Below are 25855 nucleotides of genomic sequence, written 5' to 3' on the forward strand. Positions count from 1 at the left end.
CGGCCTCGCCCTGCCGGGCGGGGGCGCCCCCGGACAACAGGTGGGTGGGGCGGGGCCCCCCCCCCCCCCGCGCCACGCACCCAACACGGGGGGGGCGTCGGCGGCGGAGCGGGAGGGCGCCCTCGGCGAGGCGCTGGGCGATGGCGTCGCGCACGGCGACCGTGCGGCGCGGGTCGGCGCCGGCGGTGGAGACCACCCCGACCATGACGTCGCCGCTGGTGGTCTCGGCGGCCAGGCGCGCGGTGCCCTTGCCGCCGTGACCGGCGTTGACGCACCACACGCGCCGCGCCTCGGCGGCGTCGACGACGGACGCGTCGACGGATGCCGATCCCGTCGCGGTGTGACAGAACCAGGCGTCGTCGAGGTCGGCGGCGTCGAACGCGCGTTCGCGCCACTCGACGTCGCCGGCGGCGGCGAGCGCGGCGAGACCCGGCGTCGCGACGGGGGCCACGAGGCGCACGCGCGCGCCGGCGGCGCGCAGGCGCGCGACACGGCGCTCGGCGACGGCACCCGCGCCGACGCACACGACGAGGCGATCGGTGAGATCGAGTCCGGCCAGAGCGATCATCGAGGGTCTCCTTCCGCGCCGTCCGCGGCGGGCGCCGCGGGGGCGATTCTGACGAACACGTCGCCGTCGGTCACCGCGACCGGGTGCACCCGCACCCCGAGCGGGTCCTTGCCCTGGGTGTCCAGGCACGCGCCGGTGCGCAGGTCGAACACCTGCTTGTACATCGGGGATGCCACGGTGGGCACGCCCGCCCGGTCGCCGACGATGCCGCGCGAGAGCACGGCCGCCCCGCTGTAGGGGTCGATCTGATCGGTGGCGAACAGTCGCCCGTCGAACGTGCGGAACAGCGCGATCTGCCGATCCCCCACGAGGGCGGCCGCGCCCCGCTCGACGAGCAGGTCGTCCACGCGGCAGATGCGCGTCCAGCCGGCGGGCGTGCCCACGGCACCCGCGCCCGCCGCACCGGCGCGGGCGGCACCCGTGCCCGCGGCATCCACGCTCACGGCATCCGTTCCCGCGGCGCCCAGGATCGTCATGAGCGCACCGCCAACGTCGTGCCGCCGATGAGCACCGCGCCCGATGACCGCTCCTCCGCCGTGGCGGGGCGGGCCTGGCCGCGCTCGGCGACGTAGGCGAGCGAGGGGTCGGCGGTGTCGGGGGCGTTGACGAAACTCTGGAAGCGCTTGAGTTTCTCGGGGTCGGCGAGCGTCGCCGCCCACTCGTCCTCGTACGCGTCGATGTGCGAGGCCATGGCCCGGTCGAGGTCGTCGGCGATGCCGAGGCTGTCGTCGAACACCACCGCCTTGAGCGCCTCGAGCCCGCCCTCGTACTCCTGTGCCCACGGGGCGGTGCGCTGCAGCCGGTCGGCGGTGCGGATGTAGAACATCAGGAACCGGTCGATCGCTCGCAGCAGCCCCTCGTCGTCGAGGCCCTCGGCGAACAGCACCGCGTGCCGCGGCGTGAAGCCGCCGTTGCCGCCGATGTAGAGGTTCCATCCGGCCTCGGTCGCGATCACCCCGATGTCTTTGCCGCGCGCCTCGGCGCACTCGCGCGCGCAGCCCGAGACGCCGAACTTGAGCTTGTGCGGTGAGCGCAAGCCGCGGTATCGCAGCTCGAGCTGCACGGCCATTCCCACCGAGTCCTGCACGCCGTAGCGGCACCACGTCGAGCCGACGCACGACTTCACGGTGCGAAGCGACTTGCCGTAGGCGTGACCCGACTCGAAGCCGGCGTCGACCAGGCGCTTCCAGATGTCGGGCAGCTGATCGAGACGGGCGCCGAACAGGTCGATGCGCTGACCGCCGGTGATCTTCGTGTACAGCCCGAAGTCCCGCGCGACCTGGCCGATCACCACGAGCCCCTCGGGCGTGATCTCCCCGCCCGGGATGCGCGGGACCACGCTGTAGCTGCCGTCGCGCTGGATGTTGGCCATGACGTGGTCGTTGGTGTCCTGCATCGTCGCGAGCTCCCCGTCGAGCACGTGGCCCGCGTAGAGGCTGGCGAGGATGCTGGCGAGCGCCGGCTTGCAGATGTCGCAGCCGCGTCCGGTGCCGAAGCGCTCGACGATCGCGGTGAAGGTGCGCAGCCCCGACACCCGCACGGCGTCGAACAGCTGCGCGCGCGTGAAGGAGAAGTGCTCGCACAGCCCGTTCGACACGTCTTTCCCGGATGCCGCCAGCTCGGTCGCGACGAGCTTCTTCACGAGCGTGAAGCACGAACCGCACGCCGCCCCGGCCTTCGTGCAGGCCTTGACCTCGGCGGCATCCGCGCACTGGTGCTCGGTGACCGCGTCGCGCACGGTGCCGGCGGTGACGCCGTTGCACGAGCACACGATGGCATCCGCCGGCAGGTCGCCCTGCGGGGCCGTCGCGAGCCCCTCGGGCAGGAGGTACGCGGCCGGGTCTGCGCCGAGCGCGCGGCCGACGAGCGGGCGCAACGCCGTGTAGGCGGAGGCGTCGCCGACGAGGATGCCGCCGAGCAGGGTCTGGGCGTCGTCGCTGAGGACGAGCTTCTTGTACACGCCCGACACCGGGTCGGCGTAGACGACGTCGAGGGCGTTCGGCGTCTCGGCGAACGCGTCGCCGAAGCTCGCGACCTCGACCCCCGACAGCTTCAGCTTGGCCGAGGTGTCGAAGCCGGGGAAGGCCGCCTCGCCGCCGAGCAGGCGGGTGGCGGCGACCTCGGCCATCGCGTAGCCGGGGGCGACGAGACCGATGCATCGGCCGTCGAAGCTGGCGACCTCGCCGATCGCGAGGATCGACGGGTCGGAGGTGTCGCAGCCCGCGTCGATCACGACCCCGCCGCGGGGGTCGACCCGCAGCTCGGCGGTGCGGGCGAGGTCGTCGCGGGGGCGCACGCCGACGGTGAACACGACGATGTCGACGGGCTCCCACGTGCCGTCACGCAACTCGAGGCCGCACACGGCGCCGCTCTTGTCGGCATCCACCCGGGTCGTCACGGCCCCCGTGCGCACCTCGATGCCGCGCGCCTCGATGAGACGCTGCAGCGCGCGGCCGCCGCCGAGGTCGAGCTGGGCCGACATCAGCCGCTCACTGGACTGCAGCACGAACGGCGAGACGCCCTCGGCCTGCAGCGCTCCCGCGGCCTCGAGTCCCAGCAGTCCGCCGCCCACGACCGCACCACGCAGCGGCCGCCCCAGCTGCGCCGAACGCACCGCCACCCACTCGCGCATCGCGACGACGTCGTCGAGCGTGCGGTAGACGAAGCAGCCGCGGTGGTCGAAGCCGTCGAGCGCGAGGCGCGCGGCGTACGAGCCCGTGGCGAGCACGAGACGGTCGTAGGCGTGGGTGGATCCGCCCGCGGTGGTGACCGTGCGCTGCTCGCGGTCGATGCGCGTCACTCGCGCGTCGGTCGTCACCCGCACGCGCTCGTGGGCGAGCACGGCCGGATCGAGTGCGAGATCGTCGGGACTCCTGCCGGTGAAGTACCCGGTGAGCCCCACGCGGTCGTAGGGGCCGCGCGCCTCGTCACCCAGGACCGTGACGGTCCACCGCCCCTCGGTGTCGCGGCTGGTCAGGCTCTCGACGAAGCGGTGCGCGACCATCCCGGCGCCCACCACCACGACGGAGCCGGATGACGCGGGGTGGAGCATGCCGTCACCGTATGCGGCGGACTTTGCCGCGGCGTCAGCGGCGTGTTTCGTTCCGGTTGCGAGGTTCGAGCGGGCCATGTCCCGACGCTAAGCAGCGGAGGTTTCCCCGCCCGTCGCCCCGGCGTTTCCCTCGGCGAACGTTTCCCTCACGCGGCCCCCTCGCCCCTGTGAGGTTTCCCCGCCTCCGGGGTCTCTCCCCCGCCCCATTCCCCTCGCCGCGTGTCCACACCACCCGGACGGCTTCGAGAACCGTCCGGGACCCCTGGACACCGACGGGCCATGCGAACCGCGCGACCGGACCCGCGCCGTTCTCACGCACCTCGCACCGGGTGGCCGAGTCCCCCCGGGCCACCGGCAGCGATCAGTCGACCGGCTCCAGCACGAACACTTCGATGCGACGCTCGGTCTTCTTCTGGTACTCGTCGTAGTCGGGCCAGACCTCGGTCGCGTAGCCCCACCACTCCTCGCGCTCGGCTCCCTCGGCCTGGTGCGCGTCGTACTCCTTCTTCACGTCGCCGTCCTGAAGGGCGACACGCGGGTTCTTCACGAGGTTGTAGAACCACGCGGGGTGCTCCGGAGCCCCACCCTTGGACGCCACGACCGCGTACTTGCCGTCGTGCTCGACGCGCATGAGGGCGGTCTTGCGCAGACCCCCCGTTTTGGCGCCGACGGTGGTGAGGACGATGATGGGTACGCCCCGCAGCTCGGCGGACTCCTGGCCTCCCGAGGCCTCGAACGTCTCGGCCTGCTGACGGGCCCATTCGCTGGTGCTGGGCAGATACTCTCCTGAGAGCGACATGTCTCCCACGATACGTCGGCGTCTCCCCTTCCGGTCCAGACCCCTCCCCCGTTTCTTGGAGCCTTCATGAGCGCTTCCGCTCCCGAGACCACCGCCGCCCCCGCCCCGAAGAACCGCCTCGACAGGTTCTTCGAGATCACCGCCCGCGGCTCGACCGTCGGCGCCGAGGTGCGCGGCGGCGTTGTGACCTTCGTCACGATGGCGTACATCGTCATCCTGAATCCGATCATCCTGTCAGGGACGCCCGACGTCGCCGGCAACGCCCTCGGCTTCCCGCAGGTCGCCGCGGTCACCGCGCTCACCGCGGGTGTCATGACGATGCTGTTCGGGCTCGTCACGCGCCTGCCGTTCGCGTTCGCCGCGGGCCTGGGCATCAACTCGTTCCTCGCCGTCGGCATCGTCGGAGAGGTCACGTGGCCCGAGGCGATGGGCCTGGTCGTCATCAACGGCCTCATCATCGTGCTGCTGGCGGTCACGGGTCTTCGCCGCATGATCTTCGAGGCCGTTCCGCTCGCCCTCAAGACGGCGATCACCGTGGGCATCGGCCTGTTCATCGCCTTCATCGGCTTCGTCGACAGCGGCCTGGTCACCTCGACCGGCCTGAGTTCTCCCCCGGTCGGTCTCGGCGTGGGCGGCTCGATCGCCACCATTCCGACCGCCCTGTTCGTGCTCACCCTCGTCATCACCGCCGTGCTGCTGGTACGCAAGGTCAAGGCCGCCCTGCTCATCGGTCTGCTGTCGGGCTCCGTCATCGCCGTGATCGTCGAGGCGATCATGCGCCTGGGGGCCAAGGCCGACGGCAACCCCGGCGGCTGGGGACTGAGCGTGCCCACCCTCCCGTCGCAGTGGGTGAGCCTGCCCGACCTCTCCCTCGTCGGACAGGTCGACCTGGCCGGCTCGTTCGGCCGTATCGGCGCTCTCGCCGCGCTCATGCTCGTCTTCACGCTCGTCTTCACCAACTTCTTCGACGCGATGGGCACGATGACCGGCCTCTCGCGCGAAGCGGGCCTCGCCGCCCCCGACGGCACGTTCCCGCGCCTGCGCTCGGCGCTGGTGATCGAGGGCATCGGTGCGGTGGCCGGAGGCGCGACCTCCTCGTCGTCGAACACGGTGTTCATCGAGTCGGGCTCCGGCATCGGCGAGGGCGCGCGCACAGGCCTGGCCAACGTCATCACCGGCGGCCTGTTCCTGCTCGCGATGTTCTTCACGCCGCTGACGAGCATCGTCCCCACCGAGATCGCGGCCGCGGCGCTGGTCATCGTCGGTGCGCTGATGATGGGCCAGATCCGCCACGTCGACCTGAGCGACATGTCGGTGCTCATCCCGGTGTTCCTGACGGTGACCGTGATGCCCCTCACGTACTCCATCGCCAACGGCATCGGCGCGGGCTTCGTCAGCTGGGTGCTGATCCAGGGACTGTCCGGCCGCGCCCGTCGCGTCAGCCCGCTGCTGTGGATCGTCGCCGCCGGCTTCGTGATCTTCTTCGCGCGCGGCCCCGTCGAGGCTCTGCTCGGCGGCGCCCGGTGCGCGGCGGGGGCCGGGACGCCCGGGCAACCGGGCCCCTTCTGCGTCCGCGGCCGTGCGGAGAACGCCGAGATCACTCGCGGTTGCCGAGACCACGCGGGATGACCCCGAATGCCGCGTCATCTCGGCGAAGCCGGGTCATCTCGGCGAAGCCGGGTCACCCGCGCCGGGAACGCGAAAGGGCCCGGATGCCGTGGCATCCGGGCCCTGAAGAGAGCGCTGCTTACAGGCTCTCGATGATCTCGCGCATGAGGGCGGCCGTCTCGGACGGCGTCTTGCCGACCTTGACGCCGGCGGCCTCGAGGGCCTCCTTCTTCGCCTGCGCGGTACCGGCCGAGCCGGAGACGATGGCGCCGGCGTGGCCCATGGTCTTGCCCTCGGGGGCGGTGAAGCCTGCGACGTAGCCGACGACCGGCTTGGTCACGTTGGCCTCGATGAAGGCCGCCGCGCGCTCCTCGGCGTCGCCGCCGATCTCGCCGATCATGACGATCGCCTTGGTCTCGGGGTCGGCCTCGAACGCCGCGAGGGCGTCGATGTGCGTCGTGCCGATGACCGGGTCGCCGCCGATGCCGATGGCGGTCGAGAAGCCGAGGTCGCGCAGCTCGAACATCATCTGGTAGGTCAGGGTGCCCGACTTCGACACGAGGCCGATCGGGCCCTTGCCGGTGATGTTCGCGGGCGTGATGCCCACGAGCGCCTCGCCGGGCGTGATGATGCCGGGGCAGTTCGGGCCGATGATGCGGGTCTTCTCGCCCTTCGACTTCGCGTAGGCCCACGCCTCGGCGGTGTCGCCGACGGGCACGCCCTCGGTGATCACGACGAGGAGGGGGATCTCGGCGTCGATGGCCTCGACCATCGCGTCCTTCGTGAAGGCCGGGGGCACGAACGCGATCGACACGTCGGCGCCGGTCTCGCGCATGGCCTCCTCGACCGAGGCGAAGACGGGCAGCTCGACGTCGTTGCCGGAGGCGTCTTTGTGCGTGACCGTGGTGCCGGCCTTGCGCGCGTTCACGCCGCCGACGACCTGGGTGCCGGCCTTGAGCATGAGGGCGGTGTGCTTCGTGCCTTCGCCGCCGGTGATGCCCTGAACGATGACCTTGGAGTCCTTGTTGAGGTAGATCGACATAGTCCTAGTTCCTAGTTCCGTGTTCCGAAGCGGCGCGGCTCAGGCGTTCGCCAGTTCGGCGGCCTTGTCGGCGCCCTCGTCCATACCGGCGGCGAGGGTGACGAGCGGGTGGTTGGCGGCGGCGAGGATCTCGCGGCCCTCCTCGACCTGGTTTCCGTCGAGACGCACGACGAGCGGCTTGGTCGCGGTGTCGCCCAGGATCTCGAGCGCCTTGACGATGCCCTCGGCCACGGCGACGCACGAGGTGATACCGCCGAAGACGTTGACGAAGACGCTCTTGACCTGCTCGTCGCCCAGGATGACGTCGAGACCGGCGGCCATGACGGTCGCCGAGGCGCCGCCGCCGATGTCGAGGAAGTTGGCGGGCTTGACGCCGCCGTGCTTCTCGCCGGCGTAGGCGACGACGTCGAGGGTCGACATGACCAGACCCGCGCCGTTGCCGATGATGCCGACCTGACCGTCGAGCTTGACGTAGTTGAGGTCGTGCTGCTTGGCCTTGGCCTCGAGGGGGTCGGCCGCGTCTTTGTCTTCCAGCGCCTCGTGGTCGGGGTGGCGGAAGCCGGCGTTCTCGTCGAGCGAGACCTTGCCGTCGAGGGCGATGATGTCGCCGTCTTCGCTCTGGATGAGGGGGTTCACCTCGACGAGGGTGGCGTCCTCGCCCTTGTAGACGTCGAAGAGCTTGACGAAGACGTCGGCGACCTTGGGCGCCAGCTCGTCGTCGAACTTCGCGGCCTTGGCGATCTCGAGGGCCTTCTCGGGCGTGATGCCCTCGATCGGGTCGACCTCGATGCGCGCGAGGGCCTCGGGGCGCTCGACCGCGAGCTCTTCGATCTCCATGCCGCCCTCGACGCTCGACAGCGACAGGTAGGAGCGGTTCGACCGGTCGAGCAGCACCGAGAAGTAGAACTCCTTGGCGATGCGGGCGCCGGCGGCGACCATCACGCGCTTGACGACGTGACCCTTGATGTCGAGGCCGAGGATGGCCTGGGCGGCCTCGAACGCCTCGTCGGGGTTCTTCGCGACCTTCACGCCGCCGGCCTTGCCGCGACCTCCGGTCTTGACCTGAGCCTTGACGACGACGACACCACCGAGCTTCTCAGCGGCCGCCTTCGCCTCCTCAGGGGTGTCGGCGATGATGCCGGCGAGCACCGGCACCTCGTACTTTTCGAACAGATCACGTGCCTGGTACTCGTAGAGATCCACGGACAATCCTTCGCTGGGCGATCGGTGGTGGGAGGAGGCGATATCTCTCGATATCAAGAGATCTTCGCCAGTCGTCCACCCTACTAGACGGGGCTGGACGGCCCCGACCCTTGCCCCTTCGAAGGAAGGGATGCCACTGGACCGGAGCTCCGTCGGGGCGGTCGTCGACGGTCCGCGGCGTCAGATCCAGCCCCGCTCGCGCGCGTGGATCGTCGCCTGCTGGCGACTCGCGAGCCCGAGCTTGCCGAGCACCGACGACACGTGGTTGCGCACCGTCCCGGCCGACAGGTGCAGCGTCGACGCGATCTCGGCGACGGTTTCGCCCCGGGCCCCCGCCCGCAGCACGTCGAGCTCGCGGTCGGTGAGGGGGCTGCGTTCGTCGCTCAACGCATCGGCGGCGATCTCGGGGTCGACGTAGCGACGCCCCGCGGCGACCTCGCGGATCACCGCCGCCACGTCATCCGCGGGGCGCGACTTGGGCAGGAACCCGTCGACGCCCGCACCGAGCGCGCGCCGCAGGACCCCGGGCCGCGCGTGGCGCGTGACGATGACGCAGCGCGACGGCACGCGGCGCAGGATCCTCGCGGCGGTGTCGACGCCGTCGAGTCCGGGCATCTCGAGGTCGAGCAGGCACACGTCGGGTCGAAGACGCTCGGCCTCGGCGAGCGCGCTCTCGCCGTCGCGGCACTCCGCCACGACCTCGAGGTCGTCCTCGAGCCGAAGCAGGGCGGCGAGGGCCGTGCGGATCATGTCCTCGTCGTCGGCGATCAGCACGCGGATCATGCCGTCACCCCCTCGGGCACGCGAACGGTGAGACGGAAACGGTCGCCGAGGCGGGTGGCATCCATCGTCCCCTCCACTGCGCCCACGCGGTCGGCGATCCCGTCGAGGCCGGCACCGTCCCCGACCGGTGAGGCCGCACCGCGCGCGTCGTTCTCGACCACGAGCACCCACGAGCCCTGGTGCCGGGCGAGCGAGAGGGATGCCGACGCCCCACCACCGTGCTTGAGCACGTTGGTGGTGGACTCCCGCACGACCGGCCCCAGCACGTCGGCGGGAGCGAGAGCGGCCTCGGTGTCGACGAGCAGATTGACCGTGAGGCCCGCGGCGCGCAGCAGGTCGGCGGCGTTGGCGAGTTCGTCGGGCAAGGGCACGCCGCGGAACCGGGCGGCGAGATCGCGGGTGCCGCGTCGCGCCTCGTCGACGCTCGCGCGGGCCGCGCGCACCTGCTCGACCGCGGCTTCGGGGTCGCGCGTCATCATCTTCTCGGCGAGCTCGAGCTGCAGCGCGATGACCTGCAGGTGGTGGCCCTGCAGGTCGTGCAGATCGCCCGCGAGGCGCAGCCGCTCCTGGGCCGCGGCCAGCCGCCCCTCGGCGCGGCGCGCGCGATCGAGTTCGCGCACGATGTCCCACCACCAGAGCGAGAACGCCGTCAGCGGAGCGAGTATCGCGACGAAGAAGGGAAGCGCGAAGATCGCCGGCCCGTATCCGCCGGGATTGAGGTGCACGGCATCCACGATCCAGACCGCGACCACCACGGCGAGCAGCAGAAGCCCGAGCCGCAGCCGGATGCCGTTGCGCCACCGCACCAGACACAGCGTCTGCGCCGTGAACCCGACGCCCAGCAGCAGCGATCCGGCGCTCGCCCCCATCAGCGCGGCCGAGACGACGCCCAGCAGCACCAGGGGCCAGACGCGATGACGAGCGGAGTCGTCGGAGTCGTCGAGCGGTTCGCGGCGGTAGTGCACCAGCAGGAGCACCGCTGATGCCACCGATCCGGCCGCTCCGATCAGATTCAGCACGACCGCGGGCGTCGGTGCGTCGACGAAAACCACCAGTGACCAGACGAGCGCGGCGAAGATGTGGAGGAACATGATCGACGACACCGTGTACCACCAGGTGGCGCGCACATCACGGGCGTAGGCGGCGGCGGGAGTGCTCACCCCGGCCACTGTACGGCCGTGACATTCGTCATGGGTGGCCGCTCGCATCCTCCCGTCAGCTCATGACACGGCGGCACTGCCGCGAGAAGGCGGCCGCGGGTGGGATGGGATTACCGCGGAACACGCCGCGCTCATTCCCCCAGGAGCAGTCATGTCGAACCCCCTCTCCGACCTCGTCCTCGGTTTTCAGGGCCTCGTGGCCGACGTGCCCGAACTCGTCCAGCCGCTGATCGTCGCCCTCGCCGGCGCCGTCCCGTTCATCGAGGGCGAGGGCGCCGCCGCGATCGGGATCATCGGCGGGATCCACCCGGTCGTCGCGGCCCTCGCCGGCGCCGTCGGCAACCTCCTCTGCGTCGCGATCGTCGTGCTGGCGACCTCACGCGTCCGCACCGCCGTCACCACCCGCCGCGGCGGCACCGAGAAGCCGACCTCGGCCCGCCGCGAGAAGTTCGAGAAGGCCTACCACCGCTACGGAACGCCGGGAGTCAGCCTGCTCGGCCCGCTGCTTCTTCCCACGCAGTTCACCGCGGCCGCGCTCACCTCGACCGGCGTGCCGCCCGTGCGGGTGATCGCGTGGCAGGCCGCCGCGATCGTGCTGTGGACCACGGTGATCACCCTCATCATCACGGGCGTGATCCGCGCGGTCGCGTGAGGGCCGCCGGGGCGCGGCGGGGCTGACGCGTCGCGCTCGAGGCGTTTACCGGTTCGAGCCGCGACGACCGCCATGACGGTTGATGGCGAAGATGATCGGGGTCAGAACGACCAGGATGCCGATCGCTCCGGGCAGGATCCACGTGGTGTCGTGCTGCATGATCAGCTCCGCGATGATGTACCCCAGCGCCCCGGCGAGCGCGCCGTAGAAGGCCTTGAGCCACTGGCGGACGGTGGAGGGGGCGGCGGTGTGGTCGGTCACGATCGGACTCCTTGTTCGGTTGCTCAGAACCTATCGGCTTCGCCTCGCTCGAGGGCGACGAGTGTCGGAGGCGGGCGCACCGTGATCGCCGCTGCGCACCGCTGTCAACGCCCGCGCACCGACGGCGCCTCCCGGCTTAGCGTGCGGTCATGGCAGTGACTCGACTCTGGCTCGTCCGGCACGGTGAAAGCGAAGGGAACGTCGCGGCGTCCGAGGCGGAGAGATCCGGCTCCCCGGTCATCCGCCTCGACACCCGCGACGCCGACGTGGAGCTCTCCCCCGTCGGCCGGGAGCAGGCCCGCGCGCTGCGCTCGTGGCTCGAATCGCTCGATGCCCCGATCGACGAGTGCTGGGTGTCGCCGTATCGTCGCGCGCGCCAGACACTGTCGATCGCGCTCGAGGATGCACCCGTGTCGGCCGCCACGGGGGTCGACGAACGCCTCCGCGACCGCGAACTCGGCATCCTCGACCTGCTGACGACGCGCGGCGTGCAGGAGTTGCACCCGGAGGAGGCCGCGCGCCGACGCCACCTCGGCAAGTTCTTCCACCGGCCGCCGGGGGGTGAATCGTGGGCCGATGTCGCCCTGCGCCTCCGATCGTTCCTCGGCGAGGCGCTGGACCGGCCGACGCCGAGCGTGCTCGTCGTCGCCCACGACGCCGTGATCATGCTGATGCTCTACGTGCTCTTGCCGATGGACGAGGCCGAGCTGCTCGACTTCACCTCCGATCACACGGTGCGCAACGCCTCGGTGACCGAGCTGGTGCGCACCGACGGCGGCTGGCGACTCGAGACCTTCTCCGCCGTCGACCACCTCGTCGGCGAAGGCGCCGACGTGACCGTCCACTCCGGAGAAGACGATGCCCCCCACGACTGAAGACGTCACGCTGTCTCTGCTGAAGGAGTGGGGCCTGCCCGACCCCGGCGGATCGAAGAAGTCCCGCGGCCAGGTCGTCGTCGTCGGTGGCTCGTCGCGCTCGCCCGGCGCCGTGCTGCTGTCGGGCGAGGCCGCTCTGCGCGTCGGCGCGGGCCGAGTGGGCCTGGCCGTACCCGCCGACCTCGCGCCGCACCTCGGAGCGGCGATGCCCGAAGCCGGCATCTACCTCTTCCCGCCCGAAGACGACGCGCTCGATGACGCCCTCCGCTCCGCCGTGGAGTCGGCCGACGCCGTCCTCCTCGGACCGGGTTTCGACGATCCGGATGCCACCCGCGCGGCCTTGCGCACGGTGGCCGCGGCCGACGTGAGTCGACTCGTGCTCGACGCCTTCGCGCTCGGCATCCTGCCGGACTTCGATCGGGGCCTCCTGCCGACGGACCTGCTCATCAACGCGAACGAGGAGGAGGCCGCCCTGCTCCTCGAACGCGAGCTCGGCGACGACCGCGCGGTCGACGTCGCAGAGATCGCTCGGCGCTACTCCGCCGTCGTGCACTGCTTCGGCACCGTCGCTTCTCCCGACGGACGCACCTGGCGCGCGGAGCCCGGGGGGTCAGGGCTCGGCACCGCCGGGAGCGGAGATGTGCTGTCGGGGGCGATCACCGGCTTCGCCGCCCTCGGCATGCAACCGGAGCGGGCCGCGGTGTGGGGCGGCTGGACGCATGCCCGCGCGGGAGACCGTCTCACCGAGCGGGCCGGGGTCGGCTTCCTCGCGCGCGACCTCCCCGCCGAGCTGACCGCCGTGCTCCACGACAGCCGATAGCCGTCGTGGCGTTACGGCGCCACGACGGCGACGAGAGCCCGACGACGACGGCCGGTCAGCGCGAGGTCACGACAAGCCGCTCCCGCGCCCCTCGGATCGGTCGATGCCACCATTTGCCGACGGGAGGCTCGCACTCCCCCGCGTGGACGGAGCCGTGGTCGTCCCACAGCGCGGCCTTGGCCTCGGGCAGATCGGGGCTGACCGCCACCGACCGAGCGTCGTCATCGAACGCGGTCCAGACGCCCTCGGCATCCCGGCTCAGGTAGCCGAACAACCGCCGCGAGCACGCGCCGAGCACGAAGTCGTCGTCCACGCGCTTCCACGACGCCTGAGGCGTCGCATCCTTCGATCCGAACATCGGCCGCTCCTTTGCGTGCCAGCGAACAGTGCGACGAAGTATCACCCGGAAACGGCATGTAAAAAATGGGGGTTGCGCGCGACGGTCGCAACCTTGCGCATTCCGAGCGATCACTGCGCGCGCGCCACCCCGCCGAGGTCGCAGAGGGCGGTCGTTCGAGCAACTAGTCTCAGAACATGACGTGCTCCAGCCGCCCGGCTTTCGCTGAAATCACCGAGTGGGTCGCCGACTACGAGAAGCACGACCACGTCGCCCACGCGACCGTGCGCGTGCTCCCGCAGGAAGAGCCCGAGCACCTCGAATCCGGAATCGTCGCGATCCATCTGAACCACGGCCCCGCGTCGATCTATCTGAACGTCGACTGCGACCGGAAATGGACGGCGGCGCTCACGGAACGATCCGGTGAGTTCCCCCTCTCGGGTGGCCACCTCATCGCTCTCGGCGAGGAACTGCTGACGACGGGCAGACTCTGCGAGTACCTGCAGTCGCGCACAGACGCAGCCGCCGCGTGAGCGTTCCCGATCGCGAGGAGCCGGTCGGTGTGACGGTGGAACCGGGCGTCTACGAGCACTTCAAAGGCCAGCGATACGAGGTCTTCGGCATCACGACGCACTCGGAGACCGACGAGGTCTTCGTCTCGTACCGCAAGCTCTACGACGACTACTCGCACTGGGTGCGTCCGGTGGGGATGTTCACCGAGAGCGTGGAGCGCGACGGCTACTCGGGGCCGCGGTTCCGGCGCATCGCGTAGGCTCCCCCGACCCCCAGGCGTTGCGTGGTGACAGGTCGCCGGCGAACTGCGCAGCCTCCTGCGAGACCCTGTCGGCCGTCACCGAGAGCGGCGTAGCATCGCCGGTACGCCGGAGTCCCTCCGCGGCATCCGGTTCCTCCGTCACGACGAGCACACGGGAGAAGCAATGGACACGATGGCCATGATGAAGTCGATGGACATGGGCGAGATGACCATGGACATGGATGCCATGCAGGAATGCATGCAATCGCTGAACGCCTGCGCGATGGCCGCGGCGATGTGCGCCGGGAGCGACATGATGCACGGCGCCGAGATGGCGACGTGCTGCGCTATGTGCTCGAACATGGTCGAGATGGCCCAGGCGACGATGCACATGATGATGCGTCCGGCCGGGATGAACATGGACGTGATGAGCGCCATGATGACCGCCTGCATGACCATGGGCAAGGCCTGCGCCGCCGAGTGCCGCGCACACGGTGACATGGACGAGATGTGCCGCTACTGCGCGATGGCCTGCGACGACATGGTCATGAAGTGCGAGGCCATGATGGCCTCGATGTCTGCCTGAGTTCTCCTCTTCGAGCGGCCGCTGACGTTCGTCGGCGGCCGCTCGGCTATACGGCGCGTGCGGTCGTGAGGATTGCCGATGCGCTGAGCAGTTCCGCAACCGGGTGGTAGGCCATGGGCTCCCCCACTGCGATGTCGACACAGGGGCCGACGATCAGCAGCTCCACCGTCGTGCCGTTCAGCAGCGCGACGGTCACCGTCGCGCCATCCGCGGCGACGACGAGGCCGTCCCACCACGCGGAGGGGTTCGAGGCTGCCATGCAGCGCTGGATCGGGTGGACTGTCGACGAGATCGTGCGGGACATGGCTTCACCTGCCTTCGGAGGGGTTGGTGAGATGAAGCTATGGGATGCCGAGTGGGCGGGCGATCCGGGGCGTAGTGGGGCGTAACACCATGGCGACTATCCAGCGTTGTGCACTGGAACGGCCAGATGCGGCCCTTCCGGTTGGTCCGACCGCCTCATCCGTTTTCAGGGACGGCACATCCGAGGCAATCGGACGATTGCTTCTACAAGCGGAATCCACCGGGCCGCACGAGCCGCGACTTTTAGAGCAGCGCTCATGCCGATAGTCATGGTTATGTCAGTTTACTGACAGCTCCACGAGCAGTCTTCACTCGGAACCGCCCCGACGATGTCAGTCGCATTCGCACCTCCATGGCCTGCGAAGCGCTCCGACTGAAGCGTGAGCGCGCGCGACGGAACACGCAACGCGCCCAATTGCCGAACTCGCTAAAATCTCACCATCGTCCTTGAGGCGGGCACAAGGCACCCCTCGAGTGAGTGTCCGGGCGGCCCCCGCGCGCCACTACCCCGGGCGGCGTTGGCAGGTGGCTCGGCAAACGCTACGCTCCGACGGAGGACCTTTGGGGGGGGCTATGGGCGGGCGCACCGTAGATGAACTAAAACTGGCTTATGGCGACGTCAAGTGGCGATCGCGATACCTCGACATATGCGACCTCGTCGAAATACTTGGCGATTGCATCATCCCTGACGACTTCGTGGTGCCGGATGAATCAAACGCGGCAATCAAGCTGACCCCCGCCGGCAACGTCGTACTCGACCGCCTCACGCGCAAAGAGAAGGTCAACGCGAAGGACGCGCGTCTCATGTGTGCGCTCACCATCGGACACGATGAGCTGTTCATAGACGTCGACGCAACGGATGTTGACCGGCTAGCAAGTGCCATTCAAACCGAGGTGTTCGAGGGTTCAATCCGGTTTCCCTACACATGGGGGCGAGACCTCTACGACGCCTACGCGGAGCTATACGAGGACGAAAAGGATGTTCTGACGAACGAAGAGACCCTTCGTCTGCTTAACAAACTCCCGAAAGGCGTGGTCCAGTATGGGTCCTTCACGGTGGGCCCGTACGGCCTCCGACGTAGCCTGAGCCACAGGAGCATCCCTGGCCGTCGACGTGTCGCCGCATATCACTGTGCAGTCCCGACATGCCAGGCCATTCACCCCGTCGCACTCCAAACGGGGCAAAGCGCGACCATCAACCGAGACCGCGACAAACTTGAGCTTTACCTTCAAGGCCTCACTGAGGAGCCAGCAGATTGGTGGGCATTCGCGGAAGACCTCAGTGGCCTTTCGGCCGCTCAGTACGGTGACCAAAGGGCCGGGGTCCTACTCCCGCTCATCGGCGACACCCTGTCCGACCGGGAACTCCGAGCGCTCACAAGTAAAGCGCTTGACTCGACCCGCGGGGAGCTGAGGGAGGCGGTTTCTACTTTCACGACGATTGGCTCAGCGGAAACTGCAACCGCCAGCATGGCGCGGTCAGAACTTCTTCAAATTTGTCTAGTGGCGGCCGAAGATTCACTCGCATCCGCAATCGACGAGCTTGTGCGTGAGGGAGTTATCAAGGTGCCCCGGGGTGACATCCGACGACCGGTTATCAATAGAAACACGAGGTCAGGCGCCTTTCGTCTCCATGCGGAGCTCGGCCATCACGGCGTCCGTTTCATTTCGGACGACCCAGGGTTGGCAATCCTTCGGGAACGCCGCCTGCTCAACAAGCTGTACCTACGCGACCCCGAATCCGATGTGCAGGAACTCGAGTGGCAACTGCGCGGTATCGACATCGAGGATCTTGACGAGAAGCTTGAACACTTCTTCCAGACCCGAGCACCTCAAGAAGCGCTGGAGCGGTTGGTTCTCGCCCGCAAGACAAACATGATCACGGCCTGCCACGAGGTCGGAATCGACAGCGATTCGGAACTCCCCGATAGCGAACTGGTCGAGGCGCTCCTATGGAAGTTGGGCTTCCCGACCCACACCGACGAAGATCCCCACCGAGACTTTTGGCGACAGCATGAACGCCTGTGGGCACTCACGCAATCCTCGTCAATCGGAAACTCCGAGCGGTTCTTGGAAGCCGCTGGCCCATATTTCACACAGCTCGAGGGCCTGATCATCGACTCGCTTGCTTTCACAAGCTGGGCGCTCCTGGTGGATCACACCAGGAACGATGCCCCGTTCGCGTACGACGATTATGAAGATCGGGCAGAGGGGCTTGCACTGCTTCAAAGCGCTGTGGGCGGCGCGCCTGCTGAACGGCCGCATGCCCCGGATTACACAGGCGAGCGCGTCGAGCTCCGAAACCTGATTGAGGGGTTTCGAATCCTCGCCAAGCACTTAGAGACCTGTCGTAAGAACCCCGAGCATTACCTAAGACCTACAGAGGAGTTCCCGTCTTACGACGGAAAGACCGACCTAAAACGTTTCATACTGCGTTCGACCGTTCCGTTCCTGGATTTATCAGGGCCCAGCCAAGACCGAATCGTCGACGGACTGAAGCTAATCGCCCAGACGATGGCAGAAGCCGAAGTCCATAGCGTGCGCAACGACTATGCACACTATCGCCGGACCGCCCCCGACATCTCAAAGATCGAGCGGGCGCTCGAGGCCGTGAGGCAGAGCATTACTCGCATCGAAAACCTCGGCTTTTGCCGTCTACTGTTCACGCCGGCTTCAGTTACGACTGACCGCTGGGGTCAGAGCAGACACGATTTCTCCGGCCCTAGGAGCTACGAACACGCATTCGCGAGGCCGACCACGCTGGACTGGATGGGTCTACCGTCGCTGACCGAACCCCAGTATCTCCTGCGGGCCGCGAGCTTTGGAGATCCCAATGAAGTGCTGCGATTCACACGTCGCTACGACAGTGAGTTTTCAGAGATGTGGACCCGCTACCCGCGGCGCCGGCGAAGCAGTCCCGGTACGCCGTCGGCCGAAGAGCAGCCCTCCCACGACACGGATGTTGACGTCGCTGCGGGCTAGCGACCCTCCGGCGCCCGCCTGACTGATTCTCCTCGGCAGGATCATCGAAAGGACCGTCGCGTTCGGCGCCCGGGGCCGAACCACTGGTTCAGGTCCCAATGACGCGACGCCGATAGTCAGTCATAATTCACTCGTCCACCGCAGCCCCGCCCCTCATGTAACGCCCACGTAAACTCCCCCTCTCCCGCCCCCTCCGCCCGGGTGAGACAGTCGTTACCTCCCCGCCCCACCCCACGTCGTCCCGGGTAATCCCCCCTCCCTACGCTGGCGGCACGTCCCGCCCATGCGGGGCGCTGCACCTCCCCCGCATCGCCCACCGGAGGATCCCGTGACCGTCACCGACCCGCGCCCCGAAACCGCAACGGCGCCGTCCGCCGCAACGACCGCGCAGAGCACCGACTCGACCACCGCGAGCTCAGAGCTCGTCCACCGCCCCGGCCGGTGGATCGACAACTGGAACCCCGAGAACGCCACCCAGTGGGCCGGGGAAGGCAAGGCCATCGCCTCCCGCAACCTGCGGTGGTCGATCTTCGCCGAGTTCCTCGGGTTCGTCGTCTGGCAGCTGTGGTCAGTGGTCGTCGTCTCGCTGCCGGCGGCGGGCTTCCAACTGTCGACCGGTGAGATCTTCTGGCTCATCTCCATGCCGAGCCTGGTGGGCGCGACGCTGCGCATCCCCTACACGTTCATGGTCCCGCGCTTCGGCGGACGCAACTGGACCATCGTCTCCGCGGGCCTGCTGCTCATCCCGAGCATCGGCCTCGCCATCGCGGTATCGAACCCCGCGACCCCCTTCGGCGTGCTGCTGCTCATCGCCGCCCTCGCCGGCTTCGGCGGAGGCAACTTCGCCAGCTCGATGGCGAACATCACGTTCTTCTACCCCGCCGCGCAGAAGGGTTACGCTCTTGGGCTCAACGCCGCCGGCGGCAACCTCGGCGCCTCGGTGGCACAGTTCGTCGTGCCGATCGTCATCACCGTCGGCGCCGCCGCCACCCTCAACCTGCCGCTCGCGGGTCTCATCTGGGTGCCGCTCATCGTCGTCGCCATGGTCGGCGCGTACTTCCGCATGGACAACCTCTCCAGCGCGAAGGCCGACATCACGGCATCCCTCGCCGCTCTGAAAGAGCCGCACCTGTGGATCATGTCGGCGCTCTACATCGGCACCTTCGGCTCGTTCATCGGCTTCGCGGGCGTCTTCCCGAAGCTCCTCGCCGACACCTTCCCCGACTTCACGGGCTTCACCATCGGCTCCGCCACCGTGACATTGGCCTTCCTCGGCGCCCTCGTCGGCTCGCTCGCCCGCCCGTACGGCGGCAAGCTCGCCGACCGCTTCGGTGGCACGGTCATCACCATCGGTGCGTTCACGGTGATGGGTCTCGGCATCCTGAGCGTGATCCTCACCCTGCCGCTGCAGAACTTCACCGCCTTCCTGCTCTGCTTCCTCGTGCTGTTCGCCGCCGCCGGCATCGGCAACGGCTCGACCTACCGCATGATCCCGACGATCTTCGCCCTCCGCTCCAACGGCGGCATCGGCGCGCAGCGCAAGGCCGCCGCCGCCCTGGGCCTCATCTCGGCGATCGGCGCCTACGGCGGCTTCTTCATCCCGCAGGTGCTGGGCTTCTCGAAGACCACCTTCGGCTCCTACGTGCCCGCCCTCGGCAGCTTCGTCGGCGCCTACGTGCTGTTCCTCGCGATCACGGCCGGCGTATACCTGACGATGTCCAAGAAAACCGGAACCCGGATCTGACGCCATGAGCTCCGCCGACACCCACTGCCCCTACTGCGCGCTGCAGTGCGCCATGACCGTCACCCACGAAGGTGCGACGACGGTCACGGGCCGCGACTTCCCCACCAACCGGGGAGGGCTGTGCACCAAGGGCTGGACGTCGGCGGAGCTCTTGGCATCCCCCCAAAGACTCCGGATGCCACTGCGCAAAGGCCCCGACGGAACCTTCGCCGAAGTCACGTGGGACGAGGCTCTGGATGCCGTCGCCGCGGCGTTCCGCGAGACCAAGGCGAGCCACGGTCCCGACGCCAACGCGATCTTCGGGGGCGGAGGCCTGACGAACGAGAAGGCCTACCAGCTCGGCAAGTTCGCCCGCGTCGCGCTCGGCACCTCGCGCATCGACTACAACGGCCGGTTCTGCATGTCGTCGGCGGCGGCCGCATCCAACCGGGCCTTCGGGATGGACCGCGGCCTGCCCTTCCCCGTCACCGACCTCGACGACGCCGACACGATCCTGCTTCTCGGCTCGAACGTCGCAGCGACCATGCCGCCGTTCCTCGCGCACCTCTCCGGGGCCCGCGCGAAGGGAGGGCTGATCGTCGTCGACCCGCGCCGCTCCGCCACCGCACGTCTCACCGAGGACGGCGCCGGCACCCACCTGCAGCCCGCGCCCGGCACGGATCTGCCGCTCCTCCTCGGCCTGACCCACATCGTGATCAGCGAGGGACTCGCCGACGGCTCCTATATGGAGGAGCGCACGACGGGGTTCGACGCCGTCCGACGGTCGGTCTCCGTGTGGTGGCCCGAGCGGACCTCGGCCACCACGGGAGTCCCGGTGGCGCTGCTGCGGCAGACCGCGCGGCGCCTCGCCGCCCGCGGGGCATACATCCTCACCGGACGCGGCGTCGAGCAGCACGTCGACGGCACCGCAACCGCGACCGCCGCCATCAACCTCGCCCTCGTCCTCGGTCTCGTCGGCCGCGAGGGCTCGGGCTATGGCACGCTCACCGGGCAGGGCAACGGCCAGGGCGGCCGCGAGCACGGGCAGAAAGCCGACCAGCTGCCCGGCTACCGCTCGATCCGTGACCCCGAAGCCCGCCGGCACGTCGCCGGGGTGTGGGGCGTGGATGCCGATGACCTCCCGGATGCCGGCATCCCGGCCACCGCGCTGCTCGCCGAACTCGGCGGGCCGGTGAAGACCCTGCTGGTCGCCGGATCCAACGTCGTCGTCTCGGCGCCCGACGTCGAGGCCGTGCGGGCGAACCTCGGGGCGCTGGACACTCTCATCGTCTGCGACTTCTTCCTCTCCGAGACCGCTGCCCTGGCCGACATCGTGCTCCCCGTGCTGCAGTGGGCCGAGGAGGAGGGCACGATGACCTCGCTCGAGGGCCGGGTGATCCGCCGCCGGCAGGCGCTGCCCGGGCCCGACGGTGCCCGCAGCGAGCTGTGGATCATGGCCGAGATCGCGCGGCGCCTGGGCGCGGCATCCACGTGGTCGATCGACCCTTCAGAGGTGTTCGATGAGCTCGCCCGCGCATCGGAGGGCGGCATCGCCGACTACTCCGGCCTCTCGCACGCGCTGCTCGACACCGGCGTCGAGGCGTACTGGCCGTACCGCTCCCAGAGCACCCCGCGCCCCTTCACCGACCGCTTCGCGCACGTCGATGGCCGCGCGCGACTCGTGCCGGTGGATGCCGCTCCCCCGACGCCAGCCGACCGCACCGGCGAGCTGACCCTCACCACGGGCCGCTACCTGCAGCAGTACCAGTCGGGCACGCAGACCAGGCGCGTCGCCGAACTGAACGGCGCCCGCCCCGAAGCCCGGCTCGAGATCCATCCCGCGACCGCGGCGGGGCTCGGCATCCGCGAGGGGATGCTCGTCGCGGTGTCGAACGACCGCGGCATCGTGCGGGCGCGGGCGAGCGTGACCACCGACATCCGCCACGACACCGTGTTCCTCCCGTTCCACTACGCCGGCGACGAGTGCGCGAATCGCCTCACCGAGGCGATCGTCGACCCCACGTCGGCTATGCCGGAATTCAAGCGCACGCGCGTGCGGCTGCGGGCGATCCCGGATGCCACGGCTTCACGGGGCGCCGCCGGATCCGCGTCGATCGAGGAGGTCGTGCATGCCTGAACGTGTGGTGCTGGTGGGCTACGGACCCGTGGGGGCGCGGCTCATAGAGGGACTGCTCCCGGACGTGCGCGCGGGACGGATCGACCTGACCGTGATCGGCGCGGAGGCCTCCGACGTCTACAACCGCGTGCTGCTGGCCGAACATGCCGTGGGGCGCATGGATCGCTCGGGTCTCGATATGAGCGACCGGCTCGTCGCCGAAGAGGCGGGTGCGCGGTTCGTGCGGGGGATGACGGTGGTCGGCGTCGACCGCGTACGGCGGGTGGTGCGCCTGTACGACGGCATCCGTCTGCCCTATGACCGGCTCGTGCTCGCCACGGGGGCGCGAGCGAACGTTCCGACCCTCGCCGGGCTGGAGCGCGCGCAGCGTCATCGCGCGGCACCGCCGGGAGCGCCCGAAGCCCTCGACCGGGGCGCTTCTCCCCTCCCCCGCGGGGTGGTGGCCCTGCGGAACCTCGACGACGCCGAACCCGTGCGCGCCGCGGTCGCGGCGGGGCAACGGATCGTCGTGCTCGGCGCCGGTGTGCTGGGGATGGAGCTGGCCCTGGCCGCTACCGAAGCGGGTGCCGAGGTGGTCGTGGCCCACCACTCCGCCGCGCCCATGAACCGCACGCTCGACGAGAACGGCGGACGCGTTCTCGCCGCCGCCGCGACCGCCGCCGGCGTCGAGATGCGGCACCACGCCCGCGCCGAGAGCATCGTGCAGCGCTACGACGACCGCGGCCAGGCGTGGTTCGACGGCCTCGTCTGCGCAGACGGGCAGGTGCTCGCGGGCGACCTGCTCGTGTTGTCGTGCGGAGTGGGAGCGCGCACCGAGGTGGCCGCCCTCGCGGGGCTCGCGGTGTCGGCCGGGGTGCTGGTCGACGGGTCGTCGCGGTCGTGGACCGATCCGGCGATCTTCGCGATCGGCGACTGCGCGCACGTCGCCGACCCCGCCGACGCCGGCCCCGACGGACGCGTGCCGGGCGGACCCAGCGGGCTGATCGGCCCGGGCTGGCGGCAGGCCGACCGGCTGGCAGCGCTGCTCTCGGCGGAGGCGTCTCGTGCTTCCACGGCGTCTTCGGGCGCGGCGTCTTCTGGCGCGGCGTCTTCTGGCGCGGCGTCTTCGGGCGCGGCGTCTTCTGGCGCGGCGGTTTCTCCCGAGGCCGCGTCGCCCGGTGCGGCGTCGCCCGGTGCCGCATCGCCGGGTTCGGCGTCCCCCGGTGCCGCATCGCCGGGTTCGGCGTCGCCCGTTGCGCCGGAGCGCCCCGCGGTCGTCATGCTCAAGGCCGAGGGGATCGACGTCGTCGCCGGAGGCGCGGTCGACGCCGACCCCTTCGCCCCCGTCCACGCCGCCGGCTGCGGCGCTCCGCAGGTGACTCTGTGGGCCGATCCCGCGCGGGGCGCCTACGTCAAACTGATCACGCTCGACGGCGTGCTGACCGGTTTCGTCGCGGTGGGGATGCCGCTCACCGGCGCCGAGCTCACCCTGCTCTTCGAGCGCGGCTCGGAGCTGCCCGCCGACCGGTCCAGCCTGCTGCGTCTCGACGCCCCGGATGCCGGGATGCCCGCCGTCGGCGACCCCTTCGCCGCCGACGCGACCGTGTGCTGGTGCAACGGCGTGAGCGCCGGCGCGATCCGCGACGCCGTCACCGCCGGGGAGCCCACCGTCGCCTGCGTGAAGGCGTCGACCCGCGCCGGCACCGGCTGCGGCGGCTGCGTCGGCCGCATCACCGAGCTGCTCGCGCGCGAGGCCGTGCCGGTGTGACTCCCGGGCCGCGGGCCGCGGCCTCGCCGTGCCGCGCTCCGGAGAAACCCGCCCCGACGCCGCCGTCGCCTGCGCCGTCTCCCCCGCGGCGCCCGATTCTCCGGAGTCCGGCACGGCCGCACGCCTCCACCCCTCGACCACCGCGCAACAGGAGCTGCGCAGACTCCCTCGTCAGCTCCCGCGCACGCCCAGGTCCACGGATGCCGCACCCTCGAGCCGCGTACCGTCGGGGGCGTAGCGCGAGCCGTCGACGGGGCTGTCCCACGACCGCTCAGCATCGTTCCAGGTGAGCGGCGCGGGGGCCACGACCGCACGCGTGCGCCCCTCGATGGTCGAGACTGCGGCCGTCCGCAGCCCCTGGCGGGAAACGAGCCCGGCCCCCTCGGCGGGGCGCTTCACCGGCGCCGGAACCGCGCCCGTCAGGGCCGAGGCCGCGACACCGATGCGACGGGTGGCCTCGCCGATCCCACGGCCGAGGTCGGCGGGCACGGTCATGCGCGTGCCGATCGTGCGCATCCACTTCGGACGGTCGCCGCGCGACACCCCGCGGATCTCGTCGGTGAGCCGCATTGCCGCCGCCGGGGCGTTGGTCAGGCCCCATCCGGCGTATCCGGTGGCGAAACGCAGGCGGCCGAGGCCGCGCGGCATCCCCCCGATGAACGGCACGAGGTTGTGCGACTGATAGTCCTGGCCCGACCAGCGGGCGATCTCGGCGCCGACGGGGAGCGTGCGCCGCGCCCACGCGGCGAGCCCCTCGGCGAGCGCGACCTCCGACCGCGCCGACCCCACCGGATGCCGCGCCCCGGTGACGAGCAGTACCGACCGCCCGAACGACGACGGTGCCGCCACGACGCTGCGTCCCTCGGCGCCGACCTCACTCCACATGCCCCCGGGGGCCTCGGCATCCCCCTCCATCTCGAAGGCGATCGCCCAGGAGCGCAGCGCCCGCGTCTTGAGGTCGTACAGACCACGGCGCGTGATGGGCGTGCCCGTGGCGAGCACGACGGTGCCGCCCGAGAGGGGGCCGTGGTCGGTGTCGACGCGCCCGGCGGGCAACGCGTGCACGTCGGTCACGCGCACGCCGGTGTGCAGCACGGCCCCCGCATCGACCGCCGCTCGGGCGAGCGAGGCCGTCAGCAGCACGGGGTCGAGAGCGAGCTGATCCTCGAGGGCGAGGGCACGCACGGGGGTGCGTCCGCCGAGGTCGCCGGGGGCGTCTTCGCGGACCGGGAGTCCCGCCTCGCGCGCCGCGTCGCGCACGGCGTCGAGCGCCGTGTCGGTCGCGAGCCCGCGGCCGAAGGTGAAGGCCGTGCGGCGGTCGGCGGCGCCGCCGACACGCTCGGCGAGCCACTCCTGCCCGGCGCGGTTGGCATCCACGTACGCCCGCACCAGGGTCGCCGGGTGGTGCCGTCGCAGCATCGCCAGCGTGGTCCCCTGCAGCAGGGATGCCATGCCCACCGACGCGCCTGTCGCCCCCTGCCCCACCGGGCCGGCGTCGACCACGGCGACGTCGACGCCCGCCTCCGCGAGCATCACCGCGGTGGAAAGGCCCGTGATCCCCGCACCCACGATGACGACGTCGTGATGCGCTCCCGGCTCGAACGGCGTGCCCTCGACGGGCGGCTGGTCACGGAACCACAGGGGGGAGGTCATGGGCCCATCCCATCGCGGGCGGGGGCGCACTGGCATCCGCTTGCCTCGCCCGCCCGTTTCGTCTAGCCGCCTCCGGCCCCCGGGGGTCGCGAGGTTAGGCTTCCCCTGTGAGCGACGCCCCTCCCCCTCCGAGCCGCACGGCCGTCGTCGCCGCGGCGATCGACCTCTTCGTCGAGCACGGGTACGACCAGACCTCGGTCGAGCAGATCGCGCAGGCCGCGGGGGTGTCGCGCTCGACGTTCTTCCGCCAGTTCGGCGGCAAAGAAGACGTCGTGTTCGCCGATCACGAGGTGCTCCTCGCCGAGACGCGGGCCTACCTCGCGCAGCAGCACGAGGACCCCTGGGCGGCCGTGTGCGAGGCGTCGGTGCGGGTGTTCCGCCACTTCGCCGCCGATCCCGAACTGGCCCGCCGCCGCTACGTCGTCGTGCGCGAGATCCCGGGCCTCCGCGACCGCGAGATCGTCACCGTCTTCCGCTACGAGCGCCTGTTCGACGAGTACCTGCGCGAAGCGCTTCCCGGCCTGGACCCCCTGGATGCCGTCGGTTTCGCAGCCCTGGTGACGGCGGTGCACAATCACGTGCTGCGTCGACTGATGCGCGGCGCGCGGGTGCCGGCATCCGTCTTGCGCCGCGCGCTCGACGACGTGCTGCGCCGCTACGGGGTGCACCCCGAGGGCGACGACGCGGCCGGCGACGACCTGGTGGTCGCGGCCTTCCCCCGGCGCATGCCCGCCGCCGAGGTCACGCGGCGCCTGCGCGCGGCGCTGGGCGAGTAGCCGCCCTCCGGCGTCGACCGCCCAGCGGCGCCGG

At 70.2% G+C, this 25855-nt stretch carries 24 protein-coding genes; 12 read left to right on the plus strand and 12 right to left on the minus strand.

The features are described 5' to 3' along the window. From ACK4LS_RS11720 to ACK4LS_RS11735, 4 genes are all read right to left on the minus strand, one after another. Nucleotides 1-568, minus strand: a 568-nt coding sequence (locus ACK4LS_RS11720) for a bifunctional precorrin-2 dehydrogenase/sirohydrochlorin ferrochelatase (protein ID WP_409717302.1), incomplete at its 3' end; no start/stop codon positions are given. Then, on the minus strand, nt 565-1044 hold the full coding sequence (gene nirD, locus ACK4LS_RS11725) for a nitrite reductase small subunit NirD (RefSeq protein WP_409717304.1): 480 nt from the start codon (nt 1042-1044) through the stop codon (nt 565-567). The genes ACK4LS_RS11720 and nirD, both read right to left, overlap by 4 nt. Then, on the minus strand, nt 1041-3620 hold the full coding sequence (nirB, locus tag ACK4LS_RS11730) for a nitrite reductase large subunit NirB (RefSeq protein WP_409717346.1): 2580 nt from the start codon (nt 3618-3620) through the stop codon (nt 1041-1043). The genes nirD and nirB overlap by 4 nt, the downstream gene beginning before the upstream one ends. A 361-nt stretch (nt 3621-3981) precedes the next feature. After that, nucleotides 3982-4419, minus strand: a complete 438-nt coding sequence (locus tag ACK4LS_RS11735) for a nitroreductase family deazaflavin-dependent oxidoreductase (RefSeq protein ID WP_409717306.1) — start codon at nt 4417-4419, stop codon at nt 3982-3984. A 66-nt stretch (nt 4420-4485) separates the two neighbouring features. On the opposite strand from ACK4LS_RS11735, the gene ACK4LS_RS11740 reads away from it, so the two are divergent. Beyond that, nucleotides 4486-6048 (plus strand): NCS2 family permease, encoded by a 1563-nt coding sequence (locus tag ACK4LS_RS11740; RefSeq protein ID WP_409717308.1) that lies wholly within the window; start codon nt 4486-4488, stop codon nt 6046-6048. A 118-nt stretch (nt 6049-6166) separates the two neighbouring features. Here the strand turns inward: ACK4LS_RS11740 and sucD are convergent, their stop codons facing one another. The 4 genes from sucD to ACK4LS_RS11760 form a co-directional block, all read right to left on the minus strand. Then, nucleotides 6167-7069 carry a succinate--CoA ligase subunit alpha gene (sucD, locus tag ACK4LS_RS11745; protein WP_409717309.1) on the minus strand — a complete coding sequence of 301 codons (903 nt, stop codon included), beginning with the start codon at nt 7067-7069 and terminating at the stop codon, nt 6167-6169. 39 nt (nt 7070-7108) lie between these two features. Further along, nucleotides 7109-8272, minus strand: coding sequence for an ADP-forming succinate--CoA ligase subunit beta (gene sucC, locus ACK4LS_RS11750; protein ID WP_409717311.1), 1164 nt, complete (start codon nt 8270-8272; stop codon nt 7109-7111). 180 nt (nt 8273-8452) lie between these two features. Then, the gene (locus ACK4LS_RS11755; protein ID WP_409717313.1) at nt 8453-9055 is read right to left on the minus strand and encodes a DNA-binding response regulator; all 603 of its coding nucleotides are present in this window, start codon (nt 9053-9055) and stop codon (nt 8453-8455) included. Beyond that, a complete protein-coding gene (locus ACK4LS_RS11760; protein WP_409717315.1) occupies nt 9052-10215 on the minus strand; it encodes a sensor histidine kinase in 1164 nt (387 codons plus the stop codon). The genes ACK4LS_RS11755 and ACK4LS_RS11760 overlap by 4 nt, the downstream gene beginning before the upstream one ends. Before the next feature lie 151 nt (nt 10216-10366). Here ACK4LS_RS11760 and ACK4LS_RS11765 point away from each other — a divergent pair, with 151 nt between their 5' ends. Continuing rightward, a complete protein-coding gene (locus ACK4LS_RS11765) occupies nt 10367-10867 on the plus strand; it encodes a small multidrug efflux protein (protein ID WP_409717317.1) in 501 nt (166 codons plus the stop codon). A gap of 45 nt (nt 10868-10912) precedes the next feature. On the opposite strand, the gene ACK4LS_RS11770 is transcribed toward ACK4LS_RS11765, so the two are convergent. After that, complete coding sequence (locus ACK4LS_RS11770; protein ID WP_409717319.1) at nt 10913-11128, minus strand: hypothetical protein; 216 nt, start codon at nt 11126-11128, stop codon at nt 10913-10915. A 149-nt stretch (nt 11129-11277) separates the two neighbouring features. On the opposite strand from ACK4LS_RS11770, the gene ACK4LS_RS11775 reads away from it, so the two are divergent. Together ACK4LS_RS11775 and ACK4LS_RS11780 are read left to right on the plus strand one after the other, a co-directional pair. Further along, entirely contained in the window at nt 11278-12003 is a 726-nt protein-coding gene (locus ACK4LS_RS11775; protein WP_409717321.1) for a histidine phosphatase family protein, read from the plus strand. Continuing rightward, entirely contained in the window at nt 11987-12823 is an 837-nt protein-coding gene (locus ACK4LS_RS11780; protein WP_409717323.1) for an NAD(P)H-hydrate dehydratase, read from the plus strand. The genes ACK4LS_RS11775 and ACK4LS_RS11780 overlap by 17 nt, the downstream gene beginning before the upstream one ends. Before the next feature lie 55 nt (nt 12824-12878). On the opposite strand, the gene ACK4LS_RS11785 is transcribed toward ACK4LS_RS11780, so the two are convergent. Then, a complete protein-coding gene (locus ACK4LS_RS11785) occupies nt 12879-13181 on the minus strand; it encodes a hypothetical protein (RefSeq protein ID WP_409717325.1) in 303 nt (100 codons plus the stop codon). A 176-nt stretch (nt 13182-13357) separates the two neighbouring features. On the opposite strand from ACK4LS_RS11785, the gene ACK4LS_RS11790 reads away from it, so the two are divergent. The 3 genes from ACK4LS_RS11790 (at nt 13358) to ACK4LS_RS11800 (ending at nt 14500) form a co-directional block, all read left to right on the plus strand. Next, the gene (locus tag ACK4LS_RS11790) at nt 13358-13693 is read left to right on the plus strand and encodes a hypothetical protein (protein WP_409717327.1); all 336 of its coding nucleotides are present in this window, start codon (nt 13358-13360) and stop codon (nt 13691-13693) included. Continuing rightward, nucleotides 13690-13932 carry a DUF1653 domain-containing protein gene (locus ACK4LS_RS11795; protein WP_409717329.1) on the plus strand — a complete coding sequence of 81 codons (243 nt, stop codon included), beginning with the start codon at nt 13690-13692 and terminating at the stop codon, nt 13930-13932. The genes ACK4LS_RS11790 and ACK4LS_RS11795 overlap by 4 nt, the downstream gene beginning before the upstream one ends. 175 nt (nt 13933-14107) lie before the next feature. Next, nucleotides 14108-14500 (plus strand): aldehyde dehydrogenase, encoded by a 393-nt coding sequence (locus ACK4LS_RS11800; RefSeq protein ID WP_409717330.1) that lies wholly within the window; start codon nt 14108-14110, stop codon nt 14498-14500. Between the two features lie 46 nt (nt 14501-14546). On the opposite strand, the gene ACK4LS_RS11805 is transcribed toward ACK4LS_RS11800, so the two are convergent. Next, the gene (locus ACK4LS_RS11805; protein WP_409717332.1) at nt 14547-14804 is read right to left on the minus strand and encodes a nuclease; all 258 of its coding nucleotides are present in this window, start codon (nt 14802-14804) and stop codon (nt 14547-14549) included. Nucleotides 14805-15376: 572 nt separating this feature from the next. Here ACK4LS_RS11805 and ACK4LS_RS11810 point away from each other — a divergent pair. The 4 genes from ACK4LS_RS11810 to ACK4LS_RS11825 all read left to right on the plus strand — a co-directional run bounded on the left by ACK4LS_RS11810 (nt 15377) and on the right by ACK4LS_RS11825 (nt 23392). Then, a complete protein-coding gene (locus ACK4LS_RS11810) occupies nt 15377-17785 on the plus strand; it encodes a hypothetical protein (RefSeq protein WP_409717334.1) in 2409 nt (802 codons plus the stop codon). A 328-nt stretch (nt 17786-18113) separates the two neighbouring features. After that, nucleotides 18114-19529 (plus strand): MFS transporter, encoded by a 1416-nt coding sequence (locus ACK4LS_RS11815; RefSeq protein ID WP_409717336.1) that lies wholly within the window; start codon nt 18114-18116, stop codon nt 19527-19529. A gap of 4 nt (nt 19530-19533) precedes the next feature. Continuing rightward, on the plus strand, nt 19534-21645 hold the full coding sequence (locus tag ACK4LS_RS11820) for a molybdopterin oxidoreductase family protein (RefSeq protein WP_409717338.1): 2112 nt from the start codon (nt 19534-19536) through the stop codon (nt 21643-21645). Beyond that, nucleotides 21638-23392: an FAD-dependent oxidoreductase gene (locus ACK4LS_RS11825; protein WP_409717340.1), complete on the plus strand. Its 1755-nt coding sequence runs from the start codon at nt 21638-21640 to the stop codon at nt 23390-23392. The genes ACK4LS_RS11820 and ACK4LS_RS11825 overlap by 8 nt, the downstream gene beginning before the upstream one ends. A 171-nt stretch (nt 23393-23563) precedes the next feature. Here the strand turns inward: ACK4LS_RS11825 and ACK4LS_RS11830 are convergent, their stop codons facing one another. Further along, the gene (locus ACK4LS_RS11830; protein WP_409717342.1) at nt 23564-25045 is read right to left on the minus strand and encodes an FAD-dependent oxidoreductase; all 1482 of its coding nucleotides are present in this window, start codon (nt 25043-25045) and stop codon (nt 23564-23566) included. Nucleotides 25046-25152: 107 nt separating this feature from the next. Between ACK4LS_RS11830 and ACK4LS_RS11835 the strand changes: the two genes are divergently transcribed. Further along, a complete protein-coding gene (locus ACK4LS_RS11835; protein ID WP_409717344.1) occupies nt 25153-25821 on the plus strand; it encodes a TetR/AcrR family transcriptional regulator in 669 nt (222 codons plus the stop codon). The last annotated feature ends 34 nt before the right edge of the window (nt 25822-25855 follow it).

The organism is Microbacterium sp., from assembly GCF_046295495.1.
Lineage (GTDB): Bacteria > Actinomycetota > Actinomycetes > Actinomycetales > Microbacteriaceae > Microbacterium.

Bases quoted from the DNA above. Each gene is read 5' to 3' on its own strand.
- ACK4LS_RS11755 (WP_409717313.1), bottom strand. From the start codon at position 9,055: ATGATCCGCGTGCTGATCGCCGACGACGAGGACATGATCCGCACGGCC.
- nirD (WP_409717304.1), bottom strand. From the start codon at position 1,044: ATGACGATCCTGGGCGCCGCGGGAACGGATGCCGTGAGCGTGGATGCC.
- ACK4LS_RS11820 (WP_409717338.1), top strand. From the start codon at position 19,534: ATGAGCTCCGCCGACACCCACTGCCCCTACTGCGCGCTGCAGTGCGCC.
- ACK4LS_RS11775 (WP_409717321.1), top strand. From the start codon at position 11,278: ATGGCAGTGACTCGACTCTGGCTCGTCCGGCACGGTGAAAGCGAAGGG.
- ACK4LS_RS11790 (WP_409717327.1), top strand. From the start codon at position 13,358: ATGACGTGCTCCAGCCGCCCGGCTTTCGCTGAAATCACCGAGTGGGTC.
- ACK4LS_RS11830 (WP_409717342.1), bottom strand. From the start codon at position 25,045: ATGACCTCCCCCCTGTGGTTCCGTGACCAGCCGCCCGTCGAGGGCACG.
- ACK4LS_RS11735 (WP_409717306.1), bottom strand. From the start codon at position 4,419: ATGTCGCTCTCAGGAGAGTATCTGCCCAGCACCAGCGAATGGGCCCGT.
- ACK4LS_RS11810 (WP_409717334.1), top strand. From the start codon at position 15,377: ATGGGCGGGCGCACCGTAGATGAACTAAAACTGGCTTATGGCGACGTC.
- ACK4LS_RS11825 (WP_409717340.1), top strand. From the start codon at position 21,638: ATGCCTGAACGTGTGGTGCTGGTGGGCTACGGACCCGTGGGGGCGCGG.
- nirB (WP_409717346.1), bottom strand. From the start codon at position 3,620: ATGCTCCACCCCGCGTCATCCGGCTCCGTCGTGGTGGTGGGCGCCGGG.
- ACK4LS_RS11785 (WP_409717325.1), bottom strand. From the start codon at position 13,181: ATGTTCGGATCGAAGGATGCGACGCCTCAGGCGTCGTGGAAGCGCGTG.
- ACK4LS_RS11740 (WP_409717308.1), top strand. From the start codon at position 4,486: ATGAGCGCTTCCGCTCCCGAGACCACCGCCGCCCCCGCCCCGAAGAAC.
- ACK4LS_RS11765 (WP_409717317.1), top strand. From the start codon at position 10,367: ATGTCGAACCCCCTCTCCGACCTCGTCCTCGGTTTTCAGGGCCTCGTG.
- sucD (WP_409717309.1), bottom strand. From the start codon at position 7,069: ATGTCGATCTACCTCAACAAGGACTCCAAGGTCATCGTTCAGGGCATC.
- ACK4LS_RS11780 (WP_409717323.1), top strand. From the start codon at position 11,987: ATGCCCCCCACGACTGAAGACGTCACGCTGTCTCTGCTGAAGGAGTGG.
- ACK4LS_RS11800 (WP_409717330.1), top strand. From the start codon at position 14,108: ATGGCCATGATGAAGTCGATGGACATGGGCGAGATGACCATGGACATG.
- ACK4LS_RS11805 (WP_409717332.1), bottom strand. From the start codon at position 14,804: ATGTCCCGCACGATCTCGTCGACAGTCCACCCGATCCAGCGCTGCATG.